Annotated in this window: 18 protein-coding genes; 7 read left to right on the top strand and 11 right to left on the bottom strand. The window is 29.3% G+C overall.

Features of this window, described 5'->3' with window-relative positions:
* Positions 1-77: 77 nt before the first annotated feature.
* From EI91_RS00675 to pfkA, 3 genes are read left to right on the top strand one after another with little or no spacing between them, the layout of a single operon-like run.
* Entirely contained in the window at positions 78-2,567 is a 2,490-nt protein-coding gene (locus EI91_RS00675) for a valine--tRNA ligase (RefSeq protein WP_036451944.1), read from the top strand.
* On the top strand, positions 2,555-3,385 hold the full coding sequence (locus EI91_RS00670) for a bifunctional 5,10-methylenetetrahydrofolate dehydrogenase/5,10-methenyltetrahydrofolate cyclohydrolase (protein WP_036451941.1): 831 nt from the start codon (positions 2,555-2,557) through the stop codon (positions 3,383-3,385). The genes EI91_RS00675 and EI91_RS00670 overlap by 13 nt, the downstream gene beginning before the upstream one ends.
* A 37-nt stretch (positions 3,386-3,422) precedes the next feature.
* Positions 3,423-4,400, top strand: coding sequence for a 6-phosphofructokinase (pfkA, locus tag EI91_RS00665; RefSeq protein ID WP_036451939.1), 978 nt, complete (start codon positions 3,423-3,425; stop codon positions 4,398-4,400).
* Between the two features lie 114 nt (positions 4,401-4,514).
* On the opposite strand, the gene rplL is transcribed toward pfkA, so the two are convergent.
* The 11 genes from rplL to EI91_RS00610 all read right to left on the bottom strand — a co-directional run bounded on the left by rplL (position 4,515) and on the right by EI91_RS00610 (position 12,871).
* A complete protein-coding gene (gene rplL / locus EI91_RS00660) occupies positions 4,515-4,886 on the bottom strand; it encodes a 50S ribosomal protein L7/L12 (RefSeq protein ID WP_036451938.1) in 372 nt (123 codons plus the stop codon).
* A 31-nt stretch (positions 4,887-4,917) separates the two neighbouring features.
* On the bottom strand, positions 4,918-5,415 hold the full coding sequence (gene rplJ, locus EI91_RS00655; protein WP_036451937.1) for a 50S ribosomal protein L10: 498 nt from the start codon (positions 5,413-5,415) through the stop codon (positions 4,918-4,920).
* Between the two features lie 183 nt (positions 5,416-5,598).
* On the bottom strand, positions 5,599-6,078 hold the full coding sequence (locus tag EI91_RS00650) for a hypothetical protein (RefSeq protein WP_036451936.1): 480 nt from the start codon (positions 6,076-6,078) through the stop codon (positions 5,599-5,601).
* Position 6,079: 1 nt separating this feature from the next.
* Positions 6,080-6,928 carry an HAD family hydrolase gene (locus EI91_RS00645; RefSeq protein ID WP_169738026.1) on the bottom strand — a complete coding sequence of 283 codons (849 nt, stop codon included), beginning with the start codon at positions 6,926-6,928 and terminating at the stop codon, positions 6,080-6,082.
* The gene (locus EI91_RS00640; RefSeq protein ID WP_036451935.1) at positions 6,912-7,646 is read right to left on the bottom strand and encodes an L-ribulose-5-phosphate 4-epimerase; all 735 of its coding nucleotides are present in this window, start codon (positions 7,644-7,646) and stop codon (positions 6,912-6,914) included. The genes EI91_RS00645 and EI91_RS00640 overlap by 17 nt, the downstream gene beginning before the upstream one ends.
* A gap of 1 nt (position 7,647) precedes the next feature.
* On the bottom strand, positions 7,648-8,529 hold the full coding sequence (locus EI91_RS00635; RefSeq protein ID WP_036451933.1) for an L-ribulose-5-phosphate 3-epimerase: 882 nt from the start codon (positions 8,527-8,529) through the stop codon (positions 7,648-7,650).
* Entirely contained in the window at positions 8,504-9,160 is a 657-nt protein-coding gene (locus EI91_RS00630) for a 3-keto-L-gulonate-6-phosphate decarboxylase UlaD (protein ID WP_036451932.1), read from the bottom strand. Before EI91_RS00630 ends, EI91_RS00635 begins: the two co-directional genes overlap by 26 nt.
* An 8-nt stretch (positions 9,161-9,168) precedes the next feature.
* Positions 9,169-9,654 (bottom strand): PTS sugar transporter subunit IIA, encoded by a 486-nt coding sequence (locus tag EI91_RS00625; protein WP_036451930.1) that lies wholly within the window; start codon positions 9,652-9,654, stop codon positions 9,169-9,171.
* 24 nt (positions 9,655-9,678) lie between these two features.
* On the bottom strand, positions 9,679-9,951 hold the full coding sequence (locus tag EI91_RS00620; protein WP_036451928.1) for a PTS sugar transporter subunit IIB: 273 nt from the start codon (positions 9,949-9,951) through the stop codon (positions 9,679-9,681).
* Between the two features lie 93 nt (positions 9,952-10,044).
* The gene (locus tag EI91_RS00615; protein WP_036451926.1) at positions 10,045-11,766 is read right to left on the bottom strand and encodes a PTS ascorbate transporter subunit IIC; all 1,722 of its coding nucleotides are present in this window, start codon (positions 11,764-11,766) and stop codon (positions 10,045-10,047) included.
* Positions 11,767-11,809: 43 nt separating this feature from the next.
* A complete protein-coding gene (locus EI91_RS00610) occupies positions 11,810-12,871 on the bottom strand; it encodes a phospho-furanose lactonase (protein ID WP_036451924.1) in 1,062 nt (353 codons plus the stop codon).
* 250 nt (positions 12,872-13,121) lie between these two features.
* Between EI91_RS00610 and EI91_RS00605 the strand changes: the two genes are divergently transcribed.
* From EI91_RS00605 to EI91_RS00590, 4 genes are all read left to right on the top strand, one after another.
* Complete coding sequence (locus tag EI91_RS00605) at positions 13,122-13,985, top strand: MurR/RpiR family transcriptional regulator (RefSeq protein ID WP_036451922.1); 864 nt, start codon at positions 13,122-13,124, stop codon at positions 13,983-13,985.
* Between the two features lie 62 nt (positions 13,986-14,047).
* Complete coding sequence (gene dnaE, locus EI91_RS00600) at positions 14,048-17,026, top strand: DNA polymerase III subunit alpha (protein ID WP_036451920.1); 2,979 nt, start codon at positions 14,048-14,050, stop codon at positions 17,024-17,026.
* The gene (locus tag EI91_RS00595) at positions 17,013-17,903 is read left to right on the top strand and encodes a 5'-3' exonuclease (protein WP_036451918.1); all 891 of its coding nucleotides are present in this window, start codon (positions 17,013-17,015) and stop codon (positions 17,901-17,903) included. The genes dnaE and EI91_RS00595 overlap by 14 nt, the downstream gene beginning before the upstream one ends.
* Entirely contained in the window at positions 17,897-18,466 is a 570-nt protein-coding gene (locus EI91_RS00590) for a nucleoside/nucleotide kinase family protein (RefSeq protein ID WP_036451916.1), read from the top strand. The genes EI91_RS00595 and EI91_RS00590 overlap by 7 nt, the downstream gene beginning before the upstream one ends.
* Positions 18,467-18,498: the final 32 nt, after the last annotated feature.

Genomic DNA, 18,498 nt, shown 5'->3' with positions numbered 1-18,498 from the left:
TTTACTGTGTTAAAAAAATAAATAATTTATAATTATGTATATTAATATAAAGTTTAATTTTATGATAAGGAGCAACTATGGATAAAAGCTATAATCACAAGCTAGTAGAAGATGGTTTAGAACAAAAATGACGTGATAAAAAGTTTTTTATGACACATGACGAACTTAAAAAACCATTTTCAATTTTACTTCCGCCACCCAATGTTACAGGTAAACTACACTTAGGACACGCACTTGATGTTTATATTCCTGATACTATTATTCGTTACAAAAAGCTGCAAGGATATGATGTTTTATGACTACCTGGGATGGATCATGCTGGTATTGCTACACAAAGCAAAGTAGAAGATGTTCTTTTTAAGTCTACAGGTAAAAATCGTCATGATTTTGGTCGTGAAAAGTTTTTAGAAAAAATTTGAGAGTGAAAAGATGAATATGCTAGTTTATTCCGTAAACAATGAGCGAAACTTGGCCTTGCTCTTGATTACAATTTAGAGCGTTTTACTTTGGATGATGATGCAAATCAAGCTGTATTAAAAGTGTTTGTAGATTTATATAATAAAGGTTTTATTTATCGTGGTGTTAGAGCTATTAATTGAGATATTAAGTTACAAACAGCTTTATCAAATATAGAAGTAAATAACGAACCTACTGAACAAAAAATGTACTACATTAAGTACAAGATTAAAGATACAAATGATTATTTGGTTATAGCTACAGTTAGAACAGAAACACTTCTTAGTGATGTTGCTGTTGTATTCGCTCCTAATGATGATAGATATCAAAAATATTTAGGTAAAGTAGTTATTCATCCCATTACTCAAAAAGAGCTTCCTATTATCGCTGATTCATATGTAGATCCTGAATTTGGTACTGGATTAATGAAACTTAGCGCTCATGCTGAAGCTGATATTTCAATCATTCAAAAATTAGGTTTAGAAATTATTGAAACAATTGATAAAAATGGTTATATTAATGCTCCTGGTTCAGAATTTCATGGTTTAGAACGTTTTGAAGCGCGTGAAAAAATTGCTAATTATCTTAGTGAAAACAACTTTATTGAAAAAATTGAAACTACCGTTTCAAATGTTGGTATTAGCGATCGCTCAAAAACTGTTGTTGAAACCTTAGTTCTACCTCAGTGATTTGTAAAAATGGATCATTTTAGAGATTTAATTTTAAATAACTTAAATTCTGATGAGGCTGTAGAATTTTATCCTAAGCGTTTTAGAGCAACACTTGAAAAATGAATGGAAAACGTTTATGATTGAACAATTTCGCGTCAATTATGATGAGGTCACAGAATTCCGGCTTGGTATGACGAAGAAGGTAATATCAAAGTCCAAATTGAATCACCTGGTAGTGAATGAGTTCAAGATTCTGACGTTTTAGATACATGATTTAGTTCTGGTATTGCTCCTTTTACATTTTTAAATTGACCAAAGCAAAATAAATTACTTGATAGATATTATCCTTATTCACTTTTAGTAACGGGATATGACTTAATTTTCTTTTGAGTTGCAAGAATGTACTTCTTTGGATTAGAATTTATGGATAAAATACCTTTTAAAAACCTATTACTTCATGGATTAATCCGTGATTCACAAGGTAGAAAGATGTCTAAATCTTTAAATAATGGTGTTGATCCAATGGATATGGTAGAGCAATATGGTTCTGATTCATTGAGATGATTTTTATTAACTAACACTTCTCCTGGTATGGATATTAGATTTTCAACAGAAAAAGTTGAAGCAGCTTGAAGAGTTAACAATAAATTATGAAATATTGCTAAATATATTTCTGACATGCCTGAAGATGCTAATAATGAGTTAACAAATGCTGATTATTGAATTATGAATAAATTGGCAAATTTATCAAATCAAATCAATCAAAATATGGATAATTATGAATTTGCAGTGATTGGTTCTGAAATTTATAAATATTTATTTAGCGATTTAAGTAGTTGATATGTTGAGCTTCTCAAAACTAATCCATCTAAAAAAGGTGCTTTATTAGTTTTAGAAAAAACATTGATTGTTTTACATCCATTTTTACCATTTATAACCGATAGAATTTATTCAACAGTGTTTAATAAAGAAATTTTAGAACAACAATGACCGGTATTTAATGATGATAAAAATACTCAATATATTGATGATTTAATCGAAATTGTTACTGCTATTAGAAAATATCGTGAAGATAATCAAATTTCTAAAAAAGATGTTATTGAATATTGTTTAACTTCAGAAATTAGCACTCTAGCAAGTGACACAATTAATAAACTTGCTTTTGCAAAAGAAACTTTAAACAACGATTATCTAATTGCTTTAAAAGAAAATAATTTATACATCAAAATTTCAAGCGAACAAAAAGAAAAAAATAAGAATTTATTATTAAATCAGATTGAATTTGTAAAATCAGAAATCATGCGTGCTGAAAAAATGTTAGCAAATGAAAACTTTGTTAAAAAAGCGCCTAAAGAAAAAATAGAATTAGAGCAAAATAAATTAAATAAATATAAGAGTGATTTAAAACAATACGAGGAGGAACTAAAATGCAAATATTAAGTGGTAAAGAATTAGCTAAAAGCGAATTAGAACAACTTAAAAAAGATTTAGAAGACTTAAATTTAAGTAGACAACCTAGATTAGCAATTGTTCAAGTGGGTGATAATCCAGCTTCAACTAAATACGTTGAGCAAAAAAGAAAAAAATGTGAAGAAGTAGGTATCGAAGTTAAGGTTCATCATTTTAGAGAAAATATTTCTCAAAATAGATTACTAATGAAATTAGACGATATTAATGAATATTCTGATGGTGTAATTATTCAACTTCCACTGCCACATCATATACCAAAACAGGTTATTTTAGATGCGGTTCCTTATGATAAAGACATTGATGGTTTAAGTACAAAAAACGAATTTAAACTTTATAACGATAACAAAGAAAAGCACTTTATTCCAGCAACAGCTAGAGCTGTATTAGAATTAATGGAACACTATAAAATTGATGTAAAAGATAAAAAAGTTTGTGTTGTAGGTAGAAGTCACCTTGTTGGTAAGCCGCTAGCTCACATTATTAAAAGAATGGGAGCTAATGTAGCTACATATGACGAAAATACTGGAATTAAGGGTATTGAAAATGCTGATATTATAATAGTTGCAATTGGTGTAGCTAAATATGTAAAAGCAGAAAATGTAAAAGAAGGTGCTATTATTATTGATGTTGGTACAAACTTAGATGATAAAGTGACAACAGACATTTGCGGTGATGTTGATTATGAAGATGTTAAAGATAAAGTATCAGCAATTACTCCGGTTCCTGGTGGAGTTGGACCCATGACAGTTGTTTGTTTACTTAAAAATTTAGTAGATATTTTTAGATAAGAGTAAAATTAATAAAAAATATTAGGAGAAATGAATTATGAGAAAAATTGCAATTCTAACTTCTGGTGGTGATGCTCCAGGTATGAATAATGCTGTTCGTGCTGTTGTAAAACAAGCGCAAGCAAACGGTTTAGAAGCTTTTGTAGTTTATGAAGGATACAAAGGTTTATACAACAACAATATTGTAAGTGCTAAAAATTTAGATGTTGACGCTTATTTAAACCAAGGTGGAACATTTATTTATTCAGCTCGTTTTCCAGAGTTTAAACAACCTGAAGTTAGAGAAAAAGCTGCCAAAAACTTAAAAGACTTAGATATTGATGCTTTAGTTGTAGTTGGTGGAGATGGAAGTTATCAAGGAGCTCAATTATTACACGAATTAGGTGTAAAAACTATTGGACTTCCAGGAACAATTGATAATGATATTGCTTCAAGTGATTATACAATTGGATATGATACAGCTTTAAATACAATTGTGGACGCTGTGGATAAAATTAGAGATACTGCAAAAAGTCATAAAAGAATTATGATTGTTGAAGTTATGGGTAATATGTGTGGTGATTTAGCTTTATATTCAGGTTTAGCTACTGGTGCTGAAATTATTGCTACTAGCCAATATCGTTTATCTGAAGAAGAAATTATCAATAAAGCAGTTGAATTAACTAAACAAGAAGGCAGAAGAAGCGTTATTGTTATCGTTTCTGAAAAATGTTATAAAGTATCAGAACTTGAAAAACAAATTCAAGCTGCTACAGGATGAGATACTAGAACTAACTCATTAAATCATATTCAACGTGGTGGAACACCTACTGCACAAGAAAGAATTTTATCAACTTTAATGGGAATGAAAGCTGTTGAATACCTTTTAGAAGGTAAAAGCGGTTTAGCTATCGGTATCATTAATAATGATATTGTAGGAGTTCCTATTCTTGAAGCTTTAAGCATGGAAAACAAAGCAAAAGAAAAAGCAGTTGCTCGTGCAATTAAATTTAATAAACTTAACCAAGCAAAATAAAATTATCGGCAATAGCCGATTTTTTAATATAGTCTAACTTTAATAGACACAAATATGGAAGAATAAAAAAATTCACATTGTAGAATGTGAATTTTATATTATTTATTGAATTAATTATTCAACTGAAACATCAGCTCCAGCTTCAACTAAAGCAGCTCTCATTGCTTCAGCTTCTTCTGGTTTAACGTCTTCTTTAAGAACTGCTGGTAATGAGTCAACGATTTTCTTAGCGTCCATAAGTCCAACATTAAGAAGATCTTTAACAACTTTGATAATAGCAACTTTTTTACCGTTATCAGCTTTAAGAACAACTTTAACGCTTGATTTTTCTTCAGCTCCACCTTCGGCTGGTGCTGCAGCAACTGCAACAGCTGCCATAGGGTCGATACCGAATTCTTCTTTCATTGCGTCAACAAGTTCCATAACTTCTTTAATTGACATTTCTTTTAATGATTCAATAAATGTTTCTTTTGTTAATTTAGCCATTTTATTTTTTCCTTTCGTATGCTAATTTATATTATTCTGATTTACCTTCACTTACTAATTTAAGTGATAATGACATTTGTTGTAATGGTGCCATCATTGAACGTGCAAGGATTCCAAGTGCTTCTTCGTATGTAGGAAGTGAAGCAACCATTTTAACTCCAGCAGCGTCAACAACTTTACCTTCAAATGTACCTGCTTTAACAACCATTAATTTGTGTTTTTTAGCAAATGCCACAAGTAGTTTAGCAGCAGACATTTGATCGTTTTGTGAAAAAGCAAAAATGTTAGGTCCTACTAAATGATCTGCTAAGTCAGCAAGTCCAGCTTGTTCAGCAGCAATTTTAACTAATCTGTTTTTGAAAACTTTAATTTCAACACCCATTTGTTTAGCTTCTTTTCTGAATTCTTGTAACTCAGCAACTGTAAGTCCACGGTATTCAGCAAATGCTAAAGCTTGTGAATTTTGAATTCTGTCTAAAATTTCAGCAACAACTTCTCTTTTAGCTGCTCTTAATTTTGATTCTGACATCTTTTGCCTCCTTTCAAAATTTTTGGTGCAATACAACAAGTTAATGACATACACTCGGCAACATATTTAAGCTGTGCAGTTGCTGTCTTTATGTATTGCCTTTATATTATATTAAAAAGTCTGAAATTTTAAAGTGGTTTTAAAAATAAAAAAGCCCTACAAAATAGGGCTTAACACTTTAATTTAATTAAATTCGTCTTTTTTGATTATATTAATTTCGAAATCAAAACCATTATTAAACACAAATTGATAAGCTTCATCTGAATTTAATTTACCTTTTGATTCTAAAGCAAATTTTAAAAAGCTAGAAGTTGGGAAAGAAAAAGCTTTTCCTTTTTGGATATTTTTTAATCCTTTTTGTGTAATTTTAATTTGAATTTGATCTGTTAACATTACAATAAAATCTTTTTGATGAGTTAGTAAATTAGGATTAAGACGAATTTCACTATTATGTATTTTTTGGATTTGATTAAAAGCACGGAAAGATGAATCACCATTTAAACTTATTCAACATGGTGTAGTTTCTAAGTTTAAAAATTTAATACATTGTTGAAATTCCAAAAATGGTCGATAAGCTCATTTGTGCATTGACATAGTCCAAATTGGTGGTTGATATCATCATTTATTATCAACATAATTAATTCTAATTTTCTTTAAACTCATACTATTTTGTGATTAAGTTAATAAACTTAGCCACTCCTTCATTTTCATTTGTATCGGTTACATAATCTGCAATTGATTGAACTTTTTCGTGAGCATTTCCCATTGCAACTGAATAACCTACTGTTTTTAACATTTCGATGTCATTTAGTGCGTCACCAAAAGCCACAGCACGTTTTAAATCTCAATTTTGCTCAGCAAAAAGCTTTTTAATAGCATTACCTTTGTTTTGATTTAAAGGCATAATGTCAAGTACATTACTTTGTGAAGCTACCACATATAAATTTTTAAATTGTTTTAAAAATTCTAGCAAATCAGGAATTTTGTTTTGAACTTTTTCTCTAAGCACTAATAATTTTAATACATTAATTTCTGAATCTTGCTCTAGAACTTTGTAAAAACTAATTTGTTCATAATCTCAGTGATTTGGGTGCTTTACATCTTGATAAGGATAAATTCTTAAATCAAATCAAGAAGGGTGGTTAAAATTTTGCCCAAACATTTTTGTTTTAGTGTAACTAAGGTAGTCAATTTGATTAGTTTCAAAGTATTTAGTAATTTGTTTTGCTTCATCATGATCAAGTTTTCCTAAAATTTCAACTTCATCTTTTTGTCAGTTCAAAACAATTGTACTACCATTAATTGCAATGAGCGGATCACTAATTTCTAAGCTGGTAAAAAGTTCTCTATTCATATAATAAGGTCTACCGGTTGCTATTATCACTTTTTTACCTAGTGTTTTTAGTTTTAAAAGAGCTTCTTTTGTGTTTTGTGTAACTTGACGATTATTATTTAATAAAGTACCATCTAAATCAAAGATAAAGTAATCAAAGTCACTAATTTTTTTGTCCATAAGTAGCATTTTTACCATGTTTTCTTTGATAATGTCTTTCAACTAATGCATCTTGCGCTAAGTGACTTTCGTTATTTGTTACTATCATTGTTTTAATTGCCATTTCAGCAATAGTTTCCATTGTTAATGCGATATTAACTGCATCTTTTGGACTTTTAAATGATCAAGCAAATGGTCCGTGTTCTCTAACAAGAGTTCCTGGTGTTGCTTTAAAATCAAGTTTACGATTTTTGAACATTTCTAAAATAACTAACCCTGTGTTGTGTTCGTATTCACCATTAATTTCTTCAGGAGTTAAAGCACGTGCACATGGAATCGGTCCATAAAAATTATCTGCATGTGTTGTTCCATAGCATGGGATATCTTTTCCAGCTTGCGCAAATGCAACAGCATTTTTACTATGTGTATGCACGATTCCTTTAATTTCTGGATTATTTTTATAAATTAATGTATGAGTTGGAGTATCAACAGATGGGTTATATTTTGAATCATAAATGTTGTTATCTAAATCTGTTACTACTAAATCTAGCGGTGATAATTCTTGATAAGAAACACCACTAGGCTTAATAACCATAAATTTACGATCTTTGGTAATCCCTGAAACATTACCTCAAGTATGAATGACTAGTCCATATTCAACCAGCAACATGTTAGCGTTATAAACTTCTTGTTTTAAAGCATTAATTTCTTGAATATATTCTTGTGGAATTTGTCTCATCTTAATTATCACCTCCTACTTTTGCTCAGCTATCGTGATAGAATTTTTTAGCATCAGCAATATATTTGATTGCTTCTTCTTTAGTTTCATCTTCTTTATTTAAAGATCACATTTCAATCATAATAGGTTGATTGAGTTTTAAATCTTTTAAAATTTGGAGCATAAATGGAAAATCAACTGTTCCAGTTCCAAATGGTATATCGCGGAATTTTCCTGGAACAGTATCTTTGAAGTGAAAAGCAATGAGTTTATTTTTAGCTAACTCAAATTCATTATATAAATCTTTTTTATTAGCTCATTGATAAATATTTCCTAAATCAGGATAAATTCCTAAATATGGACTATTAACTTTGTTTACATAAGTTAGTGCACGAGAATTTGTTCCCATAAAACGGGTATCCATAATTTCAAATGCTAACATTACTGAATGTTTAGATGCTAATTGTGTTGCTTTTTTAATTCCTTCTAAAAAATATTTTTTAGTCTCAGCATCGGATTCTTCATAATAAACATCATATCCGGCTAGTTGTACTGTTCTAATACCTAATTTTTTAGCTAAAATAATAGCTTTTTCCATAATTTCCATAGCACGTTCTCTAATTTTTGAATCATGAGAACCAAAAGGAAACTTACGATGTCCACTTAATGTCATTGAATTAAAATTAAATTGATGTTTAACTAATAATTCTTGTGCATGACGAATTTCGTTTTCGCTTCAATCAAGTCTCGCTAAACGCATATCTGTTTCATCAACAGAAAATTCCATAAAATCATAACCAGCTGCTTTAGCAATTAAAATTTTTTCTTCTAGTGAGAATTTGTTATTAATTGCTTTTTCATAAATTCCGAGTAAACGATTATTTTCAGTATTTTGCAAACTCATCTTTAAATTCCTTAGCCGCTAATTCTGGATTTTCTGCATCTCTTAAGCTACGTCCTGCGATAAAAATATAAATTGGGATATCTTTAAATAATTTAATATCTTCAAGAGCAACTCCACCAGTAACTGTAACTTTAAATCCCATTTCAGCTAATTTTTTAACTGCATCAATATCTCTTTGTCCTCATTTTACACCACTAGCTTGAGAGTCTCTACTGCGGTGTCAAACAACTTGTGGAACTCCAGCTTCTTTTCACTTTTGTGCTTGTTCTCAGCTGAAGTTTGAAGTCATTTCAATTTGAACTTCGTTTGTATCTTTGTGTTCTTTACCAATTTTCATTGTTTCAACAATTGTAGGTACTTCAGCTGCGCAAATACATGTAGTGTAATCTGCACCATTTCCGAAAAACATATTTCCAAAAACCTTACCTGCGTCAGCAATCTTGCCATCAGCAACAATTAGTTTGTCTGGGAAAGCTTTTTTTAGTTCCGCAATTGCTCTTTTACCTTCTGATGCAATTAAAATTGTTCCTACTTCAATGACATCAATATATTTTTCGACTTTTCTTGCAGCTTTAATAGCATCATCGATTGTTAAGTTATCAAGTGCAATTTGTAAAAGTGGTTTACTCATTTTTTCTCCTAAATATTTAAATATTTTGTGTAATCAATTGATTTAATAAATTCAATCACTTCTTCTTTTGACTCCATTTTAGCAATTTTGTCAATATTTGCTGGATCTTCAAAAACAGCAACAATTTGTGGAATAGCAATTTTGACATGTGTTTCACCATCAATTGCAGCAATGCAAATTAACACACTTACTTCCATTCCGTTATCAAATTTAACTGGTTTTTTAAGTGTTACTAGTGAAAAACCATTACCAAAAACAGTTTCTTGTGTTCCTGATGCATGAGGCATAGCTAATCCTGGCATAAGTACATAGTATGGACCATGCTTTGCTGTTGAATCTAAAATAGCTTCATAATATTTTTCATTAATAACTTTTGCATCTTCAAGTGGTTTAGTTGCTAGTTTTACAGCTTCTTTCCAATCTGATGCTTCTTGATGAATTCTAATTGAATCAATTTCAATTAAGGTATCTAATAAATTAAGTTGTTTTGACATATTTTCCTTATTTTGATATTTATTTTATTTATTTGCGTCGTTAAGAGCTTCTTTGATTTCATCTAAGCTCATTACATTTTTTAATCCGTAAACTTTTGCGGTTGTGTTTTTGATTTCTGAGACAAAGTTTGCTGTACATAAAACAACATCAAAGTTGTTAACAACACTTTTTCCTTGTCCTAATCCTAATGCTTCAACATTTCCTTGAATGCCTAATTCTTTAAGAGCTTGTGTTACTTTTAATTTAATAATCATTGATGTTCCCATCCCTGAACCACATAAACATAATACTTTCATAATTTCTCCTTTTTAAATTGTTTTGTAAAGTATATTCCTTTTTATTTTTTATTTAAATAAAATTAATCGGCGTTTGACCGCCGATTAATCCAATTATTCCATAATCAATTGAGGTTTGATTTTGAATACTTTTTGTAATAATGTTGCTTTTGTTTGACGGTTTGTATCAATTAATTGTGAAAGAACAATTAAGGCAACTGGAATTACACCACCAACTACAATACCTGATGCAATTGGGCTTGGTGAAGCAAGCAATGCTAATCCAAAGAAGAAGTTTCAGTCAAACATTCCTAAGAATCCACCTTTAAATGGCATTGATAATCCTGCATATTCTGTTGGTAATGAGCTTTGTGTGTGTTTAAGAGCTCATAATCCTGCGGCGATAACAAAGATTTCAATAAATCCAAAAATTGCTGGAACAATTAATGATGCTTTATATCCACCTGAAGCATTAGCAAATACTCCAATTGATCCTGAGTTAAAGAATAATGTAATGAATAATGGAATTACAATTGGAACTGCACCACTTGTTGCTCTTGAAATACCAATTAAGATACCTACAGCAATAAATTGTGCAACTGTACCAGCAGCAAAACCATATGTTACTGAGTTCATACTAAATCCGTATGTAGCAGCAACGTCAACAGCGATAACTGCACCTGGTGCAAGTTTTTCTGCAATACCTTGGAATGATTGTTGAAGTTCTGTAACGAACATTCTAACTCCGGCTTGAAGTACAAGAATTGATGTTACGAGTTTCATTGAACCAAGTAAAATATTAATTACTCAAAATTGAGCATCAACGTTTCATTGTCCGTATGCAGCACCATTTACTGAACCATCTGGTAATCCAAATGGTTTTGTACTTGCGAATTGAATAATTAAAATTAATGTTAAGAATAATACGAAAATTAATAATGTTTGAGTAAAAATATTGTCTTCAAAGATTTTTACTTTATTACTAATTTTTTTAGTTTCAGCTGATTCTTCTTTTTTACCAAAGTATTTACCAATTCCATAAGCAATTGATAATCCAAGCATTTGTTGGTGTCCAACACAGAAACCAGCTTTTTCTGTAACAACATCTGAACCTTTAATTGTTGCAGATGATCCTACTGATCAGTAAAGTCCAAGAACAAGTCCACTAATTAAGATTGTTCCTGCAACAGCACCTGTTGAGGCAGCAAATGTTTGAAGACTTCCTGAACCTTGTGTAAAGAACATTGTAAAGAATGTAACGGGAACAACGACAGCTGCTTGTTGGAACATTACGTGTCCTGTAAGCATTACTGAGTGCATGTTAGTTCATTTACGTAAAATAACCATTACAATATTGAAAGCGAAACCAATAAGTAATGCGTATGCGATTCAAGCTTCATAACCTGCATTTAATGATTTAAGTCATGCAGCTGAATCATTTCATACGAAATAAGGATCTAATGGTGTAATATCTGTTCCAAGATTTCCGATAGCAGCGAAAATTGGTTTAGCCATACCAACAAGTACTGATGCACCAATTTTAAGCATGATAACACCAATCATTGCTTTAACCATTCCAAGGAATGAATCGGTAAATCCTCTTCCCAGAATTAAATATCCTGCGAATACCACCACTCCGATAAGAATTGTTACTGATCCTAATAAGTTAGAAACAAGAACTTTACTAACGAAGAAACTTGATGCTTTACCAAAATCATCGTTGTAAACTCCCATTCTAACTCCGTAGGTAATACCAGCCATTACTAAGAAAGCTAGTAAAACAATTCCTAACCAAAGGATGGCTTTAAAATTAAATTTTTTGCCATTTGCTTTCATAATTAGTCCTTTAATAAGAAATTAAGTTAAGGTTTTAAAAATATTAGTCTAATTTTAAGTCTTTTTTAAGTTGTTTTAACTCAGGTGAAACTTTTGATTCATCGTAAACACGTGGTTCATCGAATGCAAGAATTTCGCGTGGGTTATTAATAAGCATATCATCGATAGCTTCTTGAGAAACTCCAAGTTGTTTTAATAATGGAATAAATCTATCAAATAAGTAAGCTAAACCAAATGTTTCTTTACCTTTTGTAATTCCATAGTTTCTTTGGTAAAGAATTCTACCTGCGTCTAGGCTTAATGTAATGTGTTTTTGTAATCCTTTATCAACTAAGTATTTAATGTTTTCAGCTAAAGTTGAATCTGGATAATATTTAACACGGTCAGGCCCATCTAAACAAAGTGTAACACCAGTTTCTTTAATAATTTTTTCATAGTAGTATTTATCTGGGTTTTTGTTTAAGTGTGAAATTTGAATTTTGCGTGGGTTAGCACCAAAATCAATTAAGTGTTGAGCAACTTCAAGAGCCATTGTACCTAATTGTGTATGCACTAGAATTGGACAACCTGTTTGAATTGATGTTCTAGCAGCAACTTCTAATGCTTTAAGTTCAAGTCTGTCAATTGCAGCGTAACCTGTACCAGCTTTAATAATTCCAGCTTTTGCTTTTGAACGTTTTACAACTGGTCCGTTGTAGTTATATTCGTCCATACCTTCTTCAATTTCAGCAACACACATTTTAACAATGTCTGCTGTTGGAACTGTTGCTAATCAAGAGCAGTATTTGTCATAGAATTTAGCTTTGTGAAATCCTGTTGACATAATAACGTGTCCACCAAGTGGTTTAACAGCTTCAGCAATTTGAAGTGTTTTAATTACGTCTCTACCTACATTAGGTGGATCCATAGTAACTATTGTTGAACCACCTCTGTTAATGAATTCTTTGAATTCCGCTACAGAAGCATCCACATTTAACATTAAAAAGTCAATGTGTTCTTCAACTTCTGGTCCACCGTTTTTAATAAAGTGATCATGACAATCTGTCACACCAAGTTGTGAAGCAGGAATGTCACCAAAAACAGTTCTTGCGAATTTTTCTTTCATAAAACTCCTTTATATAATAATGTTTTAAAAGTCCAAATAGAAGAGTTTATTAAGTTTTTTGCAACTTCTATTCACTAATATTTTGAACTTTTTTAAGGCTTTGTCACATCGAAAAATGTAAAAAATTTACAAAAAGTTTTATAATTATTCAAAATAACACAATTGTGTAGTGAAAAAGCGTAACTTTTTTACATTTGCTTAAAAAAGCATAATGAAAAAATGTGGAAATTTTTCCAGTTTTTGGAGTTTTATGAAAAAAAGTGTTAATGAAGCATGCAAAGTTAAGAAACCAATTCTAAAAGGAATTTCTGGACTGTCAAAAAATGATTATAAGATTTTGGAATTCATCAATTGTTTTGATGGAGATTTTTTTGATTATAACATTCGTGATTTTGCAGCAGAAATTAATATTTCAGTGGCATCAGTTTCTCGGTTTGCAAATAAATATGGTTTTAAAAATTACCAAGCTTTAACTATATATATTAATAAGTCTATTCAAAAATTTATTGATCAATATCCTATTTCAGAAGATAAGAATAATAATCTATCAACCATTCGTTCAGGAATTAAATATGTTTTTGATAACTTATATAACCAAGAGTTACTATCAGCTACTGAGCAAGCAGCATCACTCATTAACGAAGCGAACAAAATTTATGTTCTGGGTGCTGGAAGTAGCAAAAGAATGTCTGAAACATTAGTTTCCAATTTATACAAAATAGCTAAAAATGTAATTTCAGAAAATGATTTTCACACTTTTATTCCAGCTTTAGCTTGTGCTACTAAAAATGATGTCTTTGTTTTGTTTTCTGACAACCTAAATTCACCTGAACTTTTTTTCTGCATTGAAGAGTGCCATAATAGAGATGTACCAATTATTTTTATTACTTCAAATAATGATGCAAGCTACTTACATAACAAAGACATAGCAATTGTATATCAAAAAATTTATTCAAGTAATTTAAATATTCCTTTGTCTACAAAAATTTCTCAACTTATGATTGCTGATATTTTATTTGAGTCTATTTTGATTGAAAATCAAGAATTACGCGTTAAGCTAAATGAAGCAATTAAGTTAATGGATAAGTGGAAAAAGAATAAACGCAATTCATAGGATTAGATATTATATTTTTAATATCTAATTTTTTTAATTTTTAAATAAGTTAAAATAAATTTATGCGAAAAAGAATTTATTTACATACAAATACTGAATTTTCATTTCTTTATTCAAAAATTAAATTAATTGATTTATTTAAAAAAGCTTTAGAAAATAAATTAGAGTATCTTCCGTTAACTGATGTTAATAATTTATATGCTTTACCTTATTACTATGATTTGCAAGTTAAAACAGGAATTAAGCCAATTGTTGGGATTGAAACTAAGTTTTATGTTGATGAGCAAAATTACTTTAAAATCATCGTTTTAGCAAAAAATAATGATGGTTTAGCATTAATTAATCAATTAATTTATGCAAACTCTTTAAATCAAAAAATTATGGATTTTAACTTGTTAAAAGATGAAAATTTATACGTTATTGATCATTATGAAAAAGGTATGGTTGCTAAAAAACTTAATTTAAGTGTTGAACAGTTACCTAATAACTTTTATTTTAATAGCAAAAAACCAGTTAATGAAAGAACAGTTTTTGCACCAACTAAAAGAATTTTGGATTTTGAAGATAATGAAATTTTAGGAGTTTTAGATCAAATTGCAGGTAAAGAACATCAAGTCTATACATATTATGAATATTTTGATGATGCAGAGTTTGATGATTTGAGTGAAGAAGTTTACCAAAATATGCTTAAAATGGTTGAGTCTATTAAAATAACTCCACCAGATAACAGTATTAAATTAGCTAAATTTTCTGATAATAGTGATCTTTTATTCAAAAAATTAATTCAAAATGAACGTTTTGAAGAATTAAAACAAAAATATGATTTACAACTATTAAAAGATCGTGTTTTGATGGAATATGAAACAATTAAAAAATTAGGATTTATTGATTATTTTTTAATTATTTGAGATGCACTAAAATGAGCTAGAGAAAACAACATAGAAATAGGTCCAGGACGTGGTAGTGCTTCTGGAAGTTTAATTGCTTATTTATTGCACATTACAGAAATTAATCCTTTAGATTTTGGATTGCTTTTCGAAAGATTTTTAAATGTAGATCGTGTTTCTTTACCTGATATTGATTTAGATATTCAAGATAATAAACGTGATTTACTTTTAAAATATTTACAAAATAAATACGGTTCTGATAAAGTAGCTCTAATTACAACTTTTCAAACTTTAGCATCTAAAAATTCAATTCGTGATGTAGCTAGAATTTTAAAAATACCAACAGCTGATGTAAATAAAATTTCTGCCTCTTTAACTAAATTTGATACTTCATTAACTGAAGCTTATGAAAAAAATAAAAAATATCGAATTTTAGTGTCTCAATATCCAAATTTACATGAATATGCAAGCCAAATTGAAGGTCTTCCACGTCAAACTGGACTTCATGCTGCAGGTGTAGTTATAGCAAGTGAAAAATTAATTAATCAATTTCCAATTTCTTTAAATGAAAATGGTTTTAATCAAATTCAATTCACTATGAATAATTTGGAACAATTTGGTCTTATTAAAATAGATTTTTTAGGTTTAAAAAATCTGACTATTTTACAAGAAATTGAAAGTTTAGTTCCAGTTAATAAGCGTTTTGATTATGTTTTAGGTAATAACTACGCTATCTTTGCTGATCATCAAACTTTTGATTTACTTAACAAATTAACAACAAATGGAATTTTTCAGCTCGAAAGTGATGGTATGAAAAAAGCTATTAAGTTAGTCCATGTTGATAGCTTTGACGATTTATATGCTATTATTTCACTGTTTAGACCAGGTCCAATGCAATACATTGAAGTTTATGCTGCAAATAAAAGAAATCCAAATTTAATTGAAAAAATTCATCCACTTTATGATGAAATAGTAGCTCAAACTTATGGAATTATTGTTTATCAAGAGCAAATTATGCAAATTGCACAAAAAGTTGGTAATTTATCTTTTGCACAAGCTGATTTATTACGTAGAGCAATTTCTAAAAAAGATGAAAGCAAGCTCCATAGCTATAAAAATATGTTTTTTGAAGGTGGTAGAGAAAATAATATTTCATTAGATACACTTGATAGAATCTATTCTAATATTGAAAAATTTGCTGCATATGGATTTAACAAGTCTCATGCGGTTGCTTACGCTCTGATAGCTTATAAATTAGCTTATTATAAAGCTCGCTTTCCTTTTGAATTTTATTCAGTATTATTAAGTAATTCTTCTGGAGATCTATTGACTATTAAAAAATATGCATTAGATGCAAGATCTCAAGGAATCAAGGTAAATTCACCAAAAATTAACATTTCGACAGAAAATGTCGAAATATATCAAAATGAACTTTATTTACCTCTTATTATGATTAAAGGTGTTGGAGTAGTTGCGGTAAACAAAATTGTTTCTGAAATAAGACAAAACGGAAAAATTAATAATTTATTGGAAGGATTAATGAGATTAAAACTAGCAGGTGTCGGTGATTCAGTTTTAACCACATTAATTAAAGCTAACGTTTTTCGTGAATTTGGTAATGTAGAAATGCTTTTAGGTTTTTTTGAAGAATTTACTAATGTTTACAATATTTTTGCAGCGTTACTAAAAAAGAAAACTTTTGAAACAGAAAATGAATCAATTGATTTTTTACGTAGTTTCTTAAAAACTTATAGTTATGACAAAATGCCAATCCCAGTTTTAAGTAGAAATATCGATATGGAAATGCGTTATGAAAGTGAACTTTTAGGAGATATTTACAATGCAATTCCTAACTTAGTTCAATTTAATCAAAAATCAGTAACAGTTGTTCGTCCAAAATTAATAGAACTAACAACTGAAAAAGTGTGAGTATTAGCTTATCTTACTAATGTTCGTAAGCATCCTACAAAAAAAATGGTAACTGTTTCACTAAAAGATGAAACAGCATCAGTTATTTGTTATGGATTTTCATCTGAAATGTTAGAATTAGCTAATAATAATACTCCAAGAATGCTTTTAATTTATATTTCTAATACCGATAAAAACTTCTTAAGAGCTTATGATTGAAAGGAATATGTAGATGAAGACAACTAGTTTAGTAATTGATGGTAACTACTTAATGTTTCAAAGTTTTTATGCAACTTATTATCGAAATCCAAATGATATCTTGCGTTCTAGTAAAGGTGTTCCTACAAACGGAATTTCCGTTTTTTTATCCCAATTAACAAAATTAGTAGAATTCATTAATCCTACTCATTTATTTATTGCTTTTGATGCAAAAGAAAAAACGAAACGTCACGAAATTTTTCAGGATTATAAATCAGGTCGCACTAAAGCACCAAGTGAACTTTTTCAGCAATTTGATTTAATTAAAGAAATTTTAAGTTTAATGCAAATTAATCATCAAGAAATTAGCGGTTTTGAAGCTGATGATTTAATTGCTGCTTACTGCGAAAAAATTGAAGGTGAAAAATTTGTTTTTTCTCACGATCGTGATCTTATGCAACTCATTAATCCTAATACAAAAATTATCAATAAATCAAAAGATTTTGCTAGTGGTTTTAAAGTAATTGATGAAGAAATTTTTCTTTTAGATAACGGATACACTCCTAAACAAGTTATTGACTTTAAAGCTCTAAAAGGTGATGCATCAGATAATTTACCTGGAATTAAAGGGATTGGAGATGTAACCGCAGTTAATTTAATTTCAAATTTTGGCAGTTTTCAAGCTATTTTTGATAATATTAATTCAACACTTATTAAACCTGCAGTTCGTAAAAAATTAGTTGACGGTCAACAAACAGGTCAAATGTGCTATGAATTAACAGTTTTAAATCCTAATGTGCCTAATTTTCAAGACGATTTAAATAATTATTCACTTACTAAAGTTAATCTAGAAGCAGCAATTCCGCTTTTAGATGAACTTGAATTAAAAACCGCAAAAGCAAAATTGCTAAAACCAATATGATAGCTGTTGTTGGTCATGCTTGTGCTGGTAAAACTACAGCATTAAGCAGCTTAGAAATACAAAATTATAAAATTTTATATGCTGATAATTTTGTATCAAATTTATATCAATCAAATTCTGCATTTTTATCAAAGGCTTTAAAAGTTTTGCCAGCAACTTGCTTTGAAAATAATGAACTAAGTAAGGTGAAAATTAAAGCTGAATTAAAAAATAATAATTTAATTTTAAAAGAATTAGAAAGCTTAGTTTTTGAATTCTTATATGAACACTTATTAAAGCACAAATATGATTTTGTTGAAATTGCTAATTTCCATAAATGTGAGAAAAAATTAGTAGGATTATTTAGCAAAATTATTGTGGTCGAAACTCAAAAAGAAATTCGACAAAAATTATGTCAATTAAAAGGTGTGGATAACTACTGATTTAATTGATTTAATAACCAAAATGCTTTTAATTGAAGCGAAAAAGAGACTTTTTGTCAAATTCCAGTTGTTAATATCTTAATTAATAATTTAGAAGAATTAAATAATTTACCAAATAAAATAGTGGAATATTATTATACTTAATAAAATTATTATGGACACTTTTAAAGCAAGGA

The sequence above is a fragment of the Mycoplasma buteonis genome (genome assembly GCF_000733865.1).
GTDB classification, from domain to species: Bacteria; Bacillota_I; Bacilli_A; order Mycoplasmatales; family Metamycoplasmataceae; genus Mycoplasmopsis; species Mycoplasmopsis buteonis.
The sequence above is the reverse complement of the archived record's forward strand: the minus strand, read 5'-3'. Positions and strand labels throughout refer to the sequence as shown.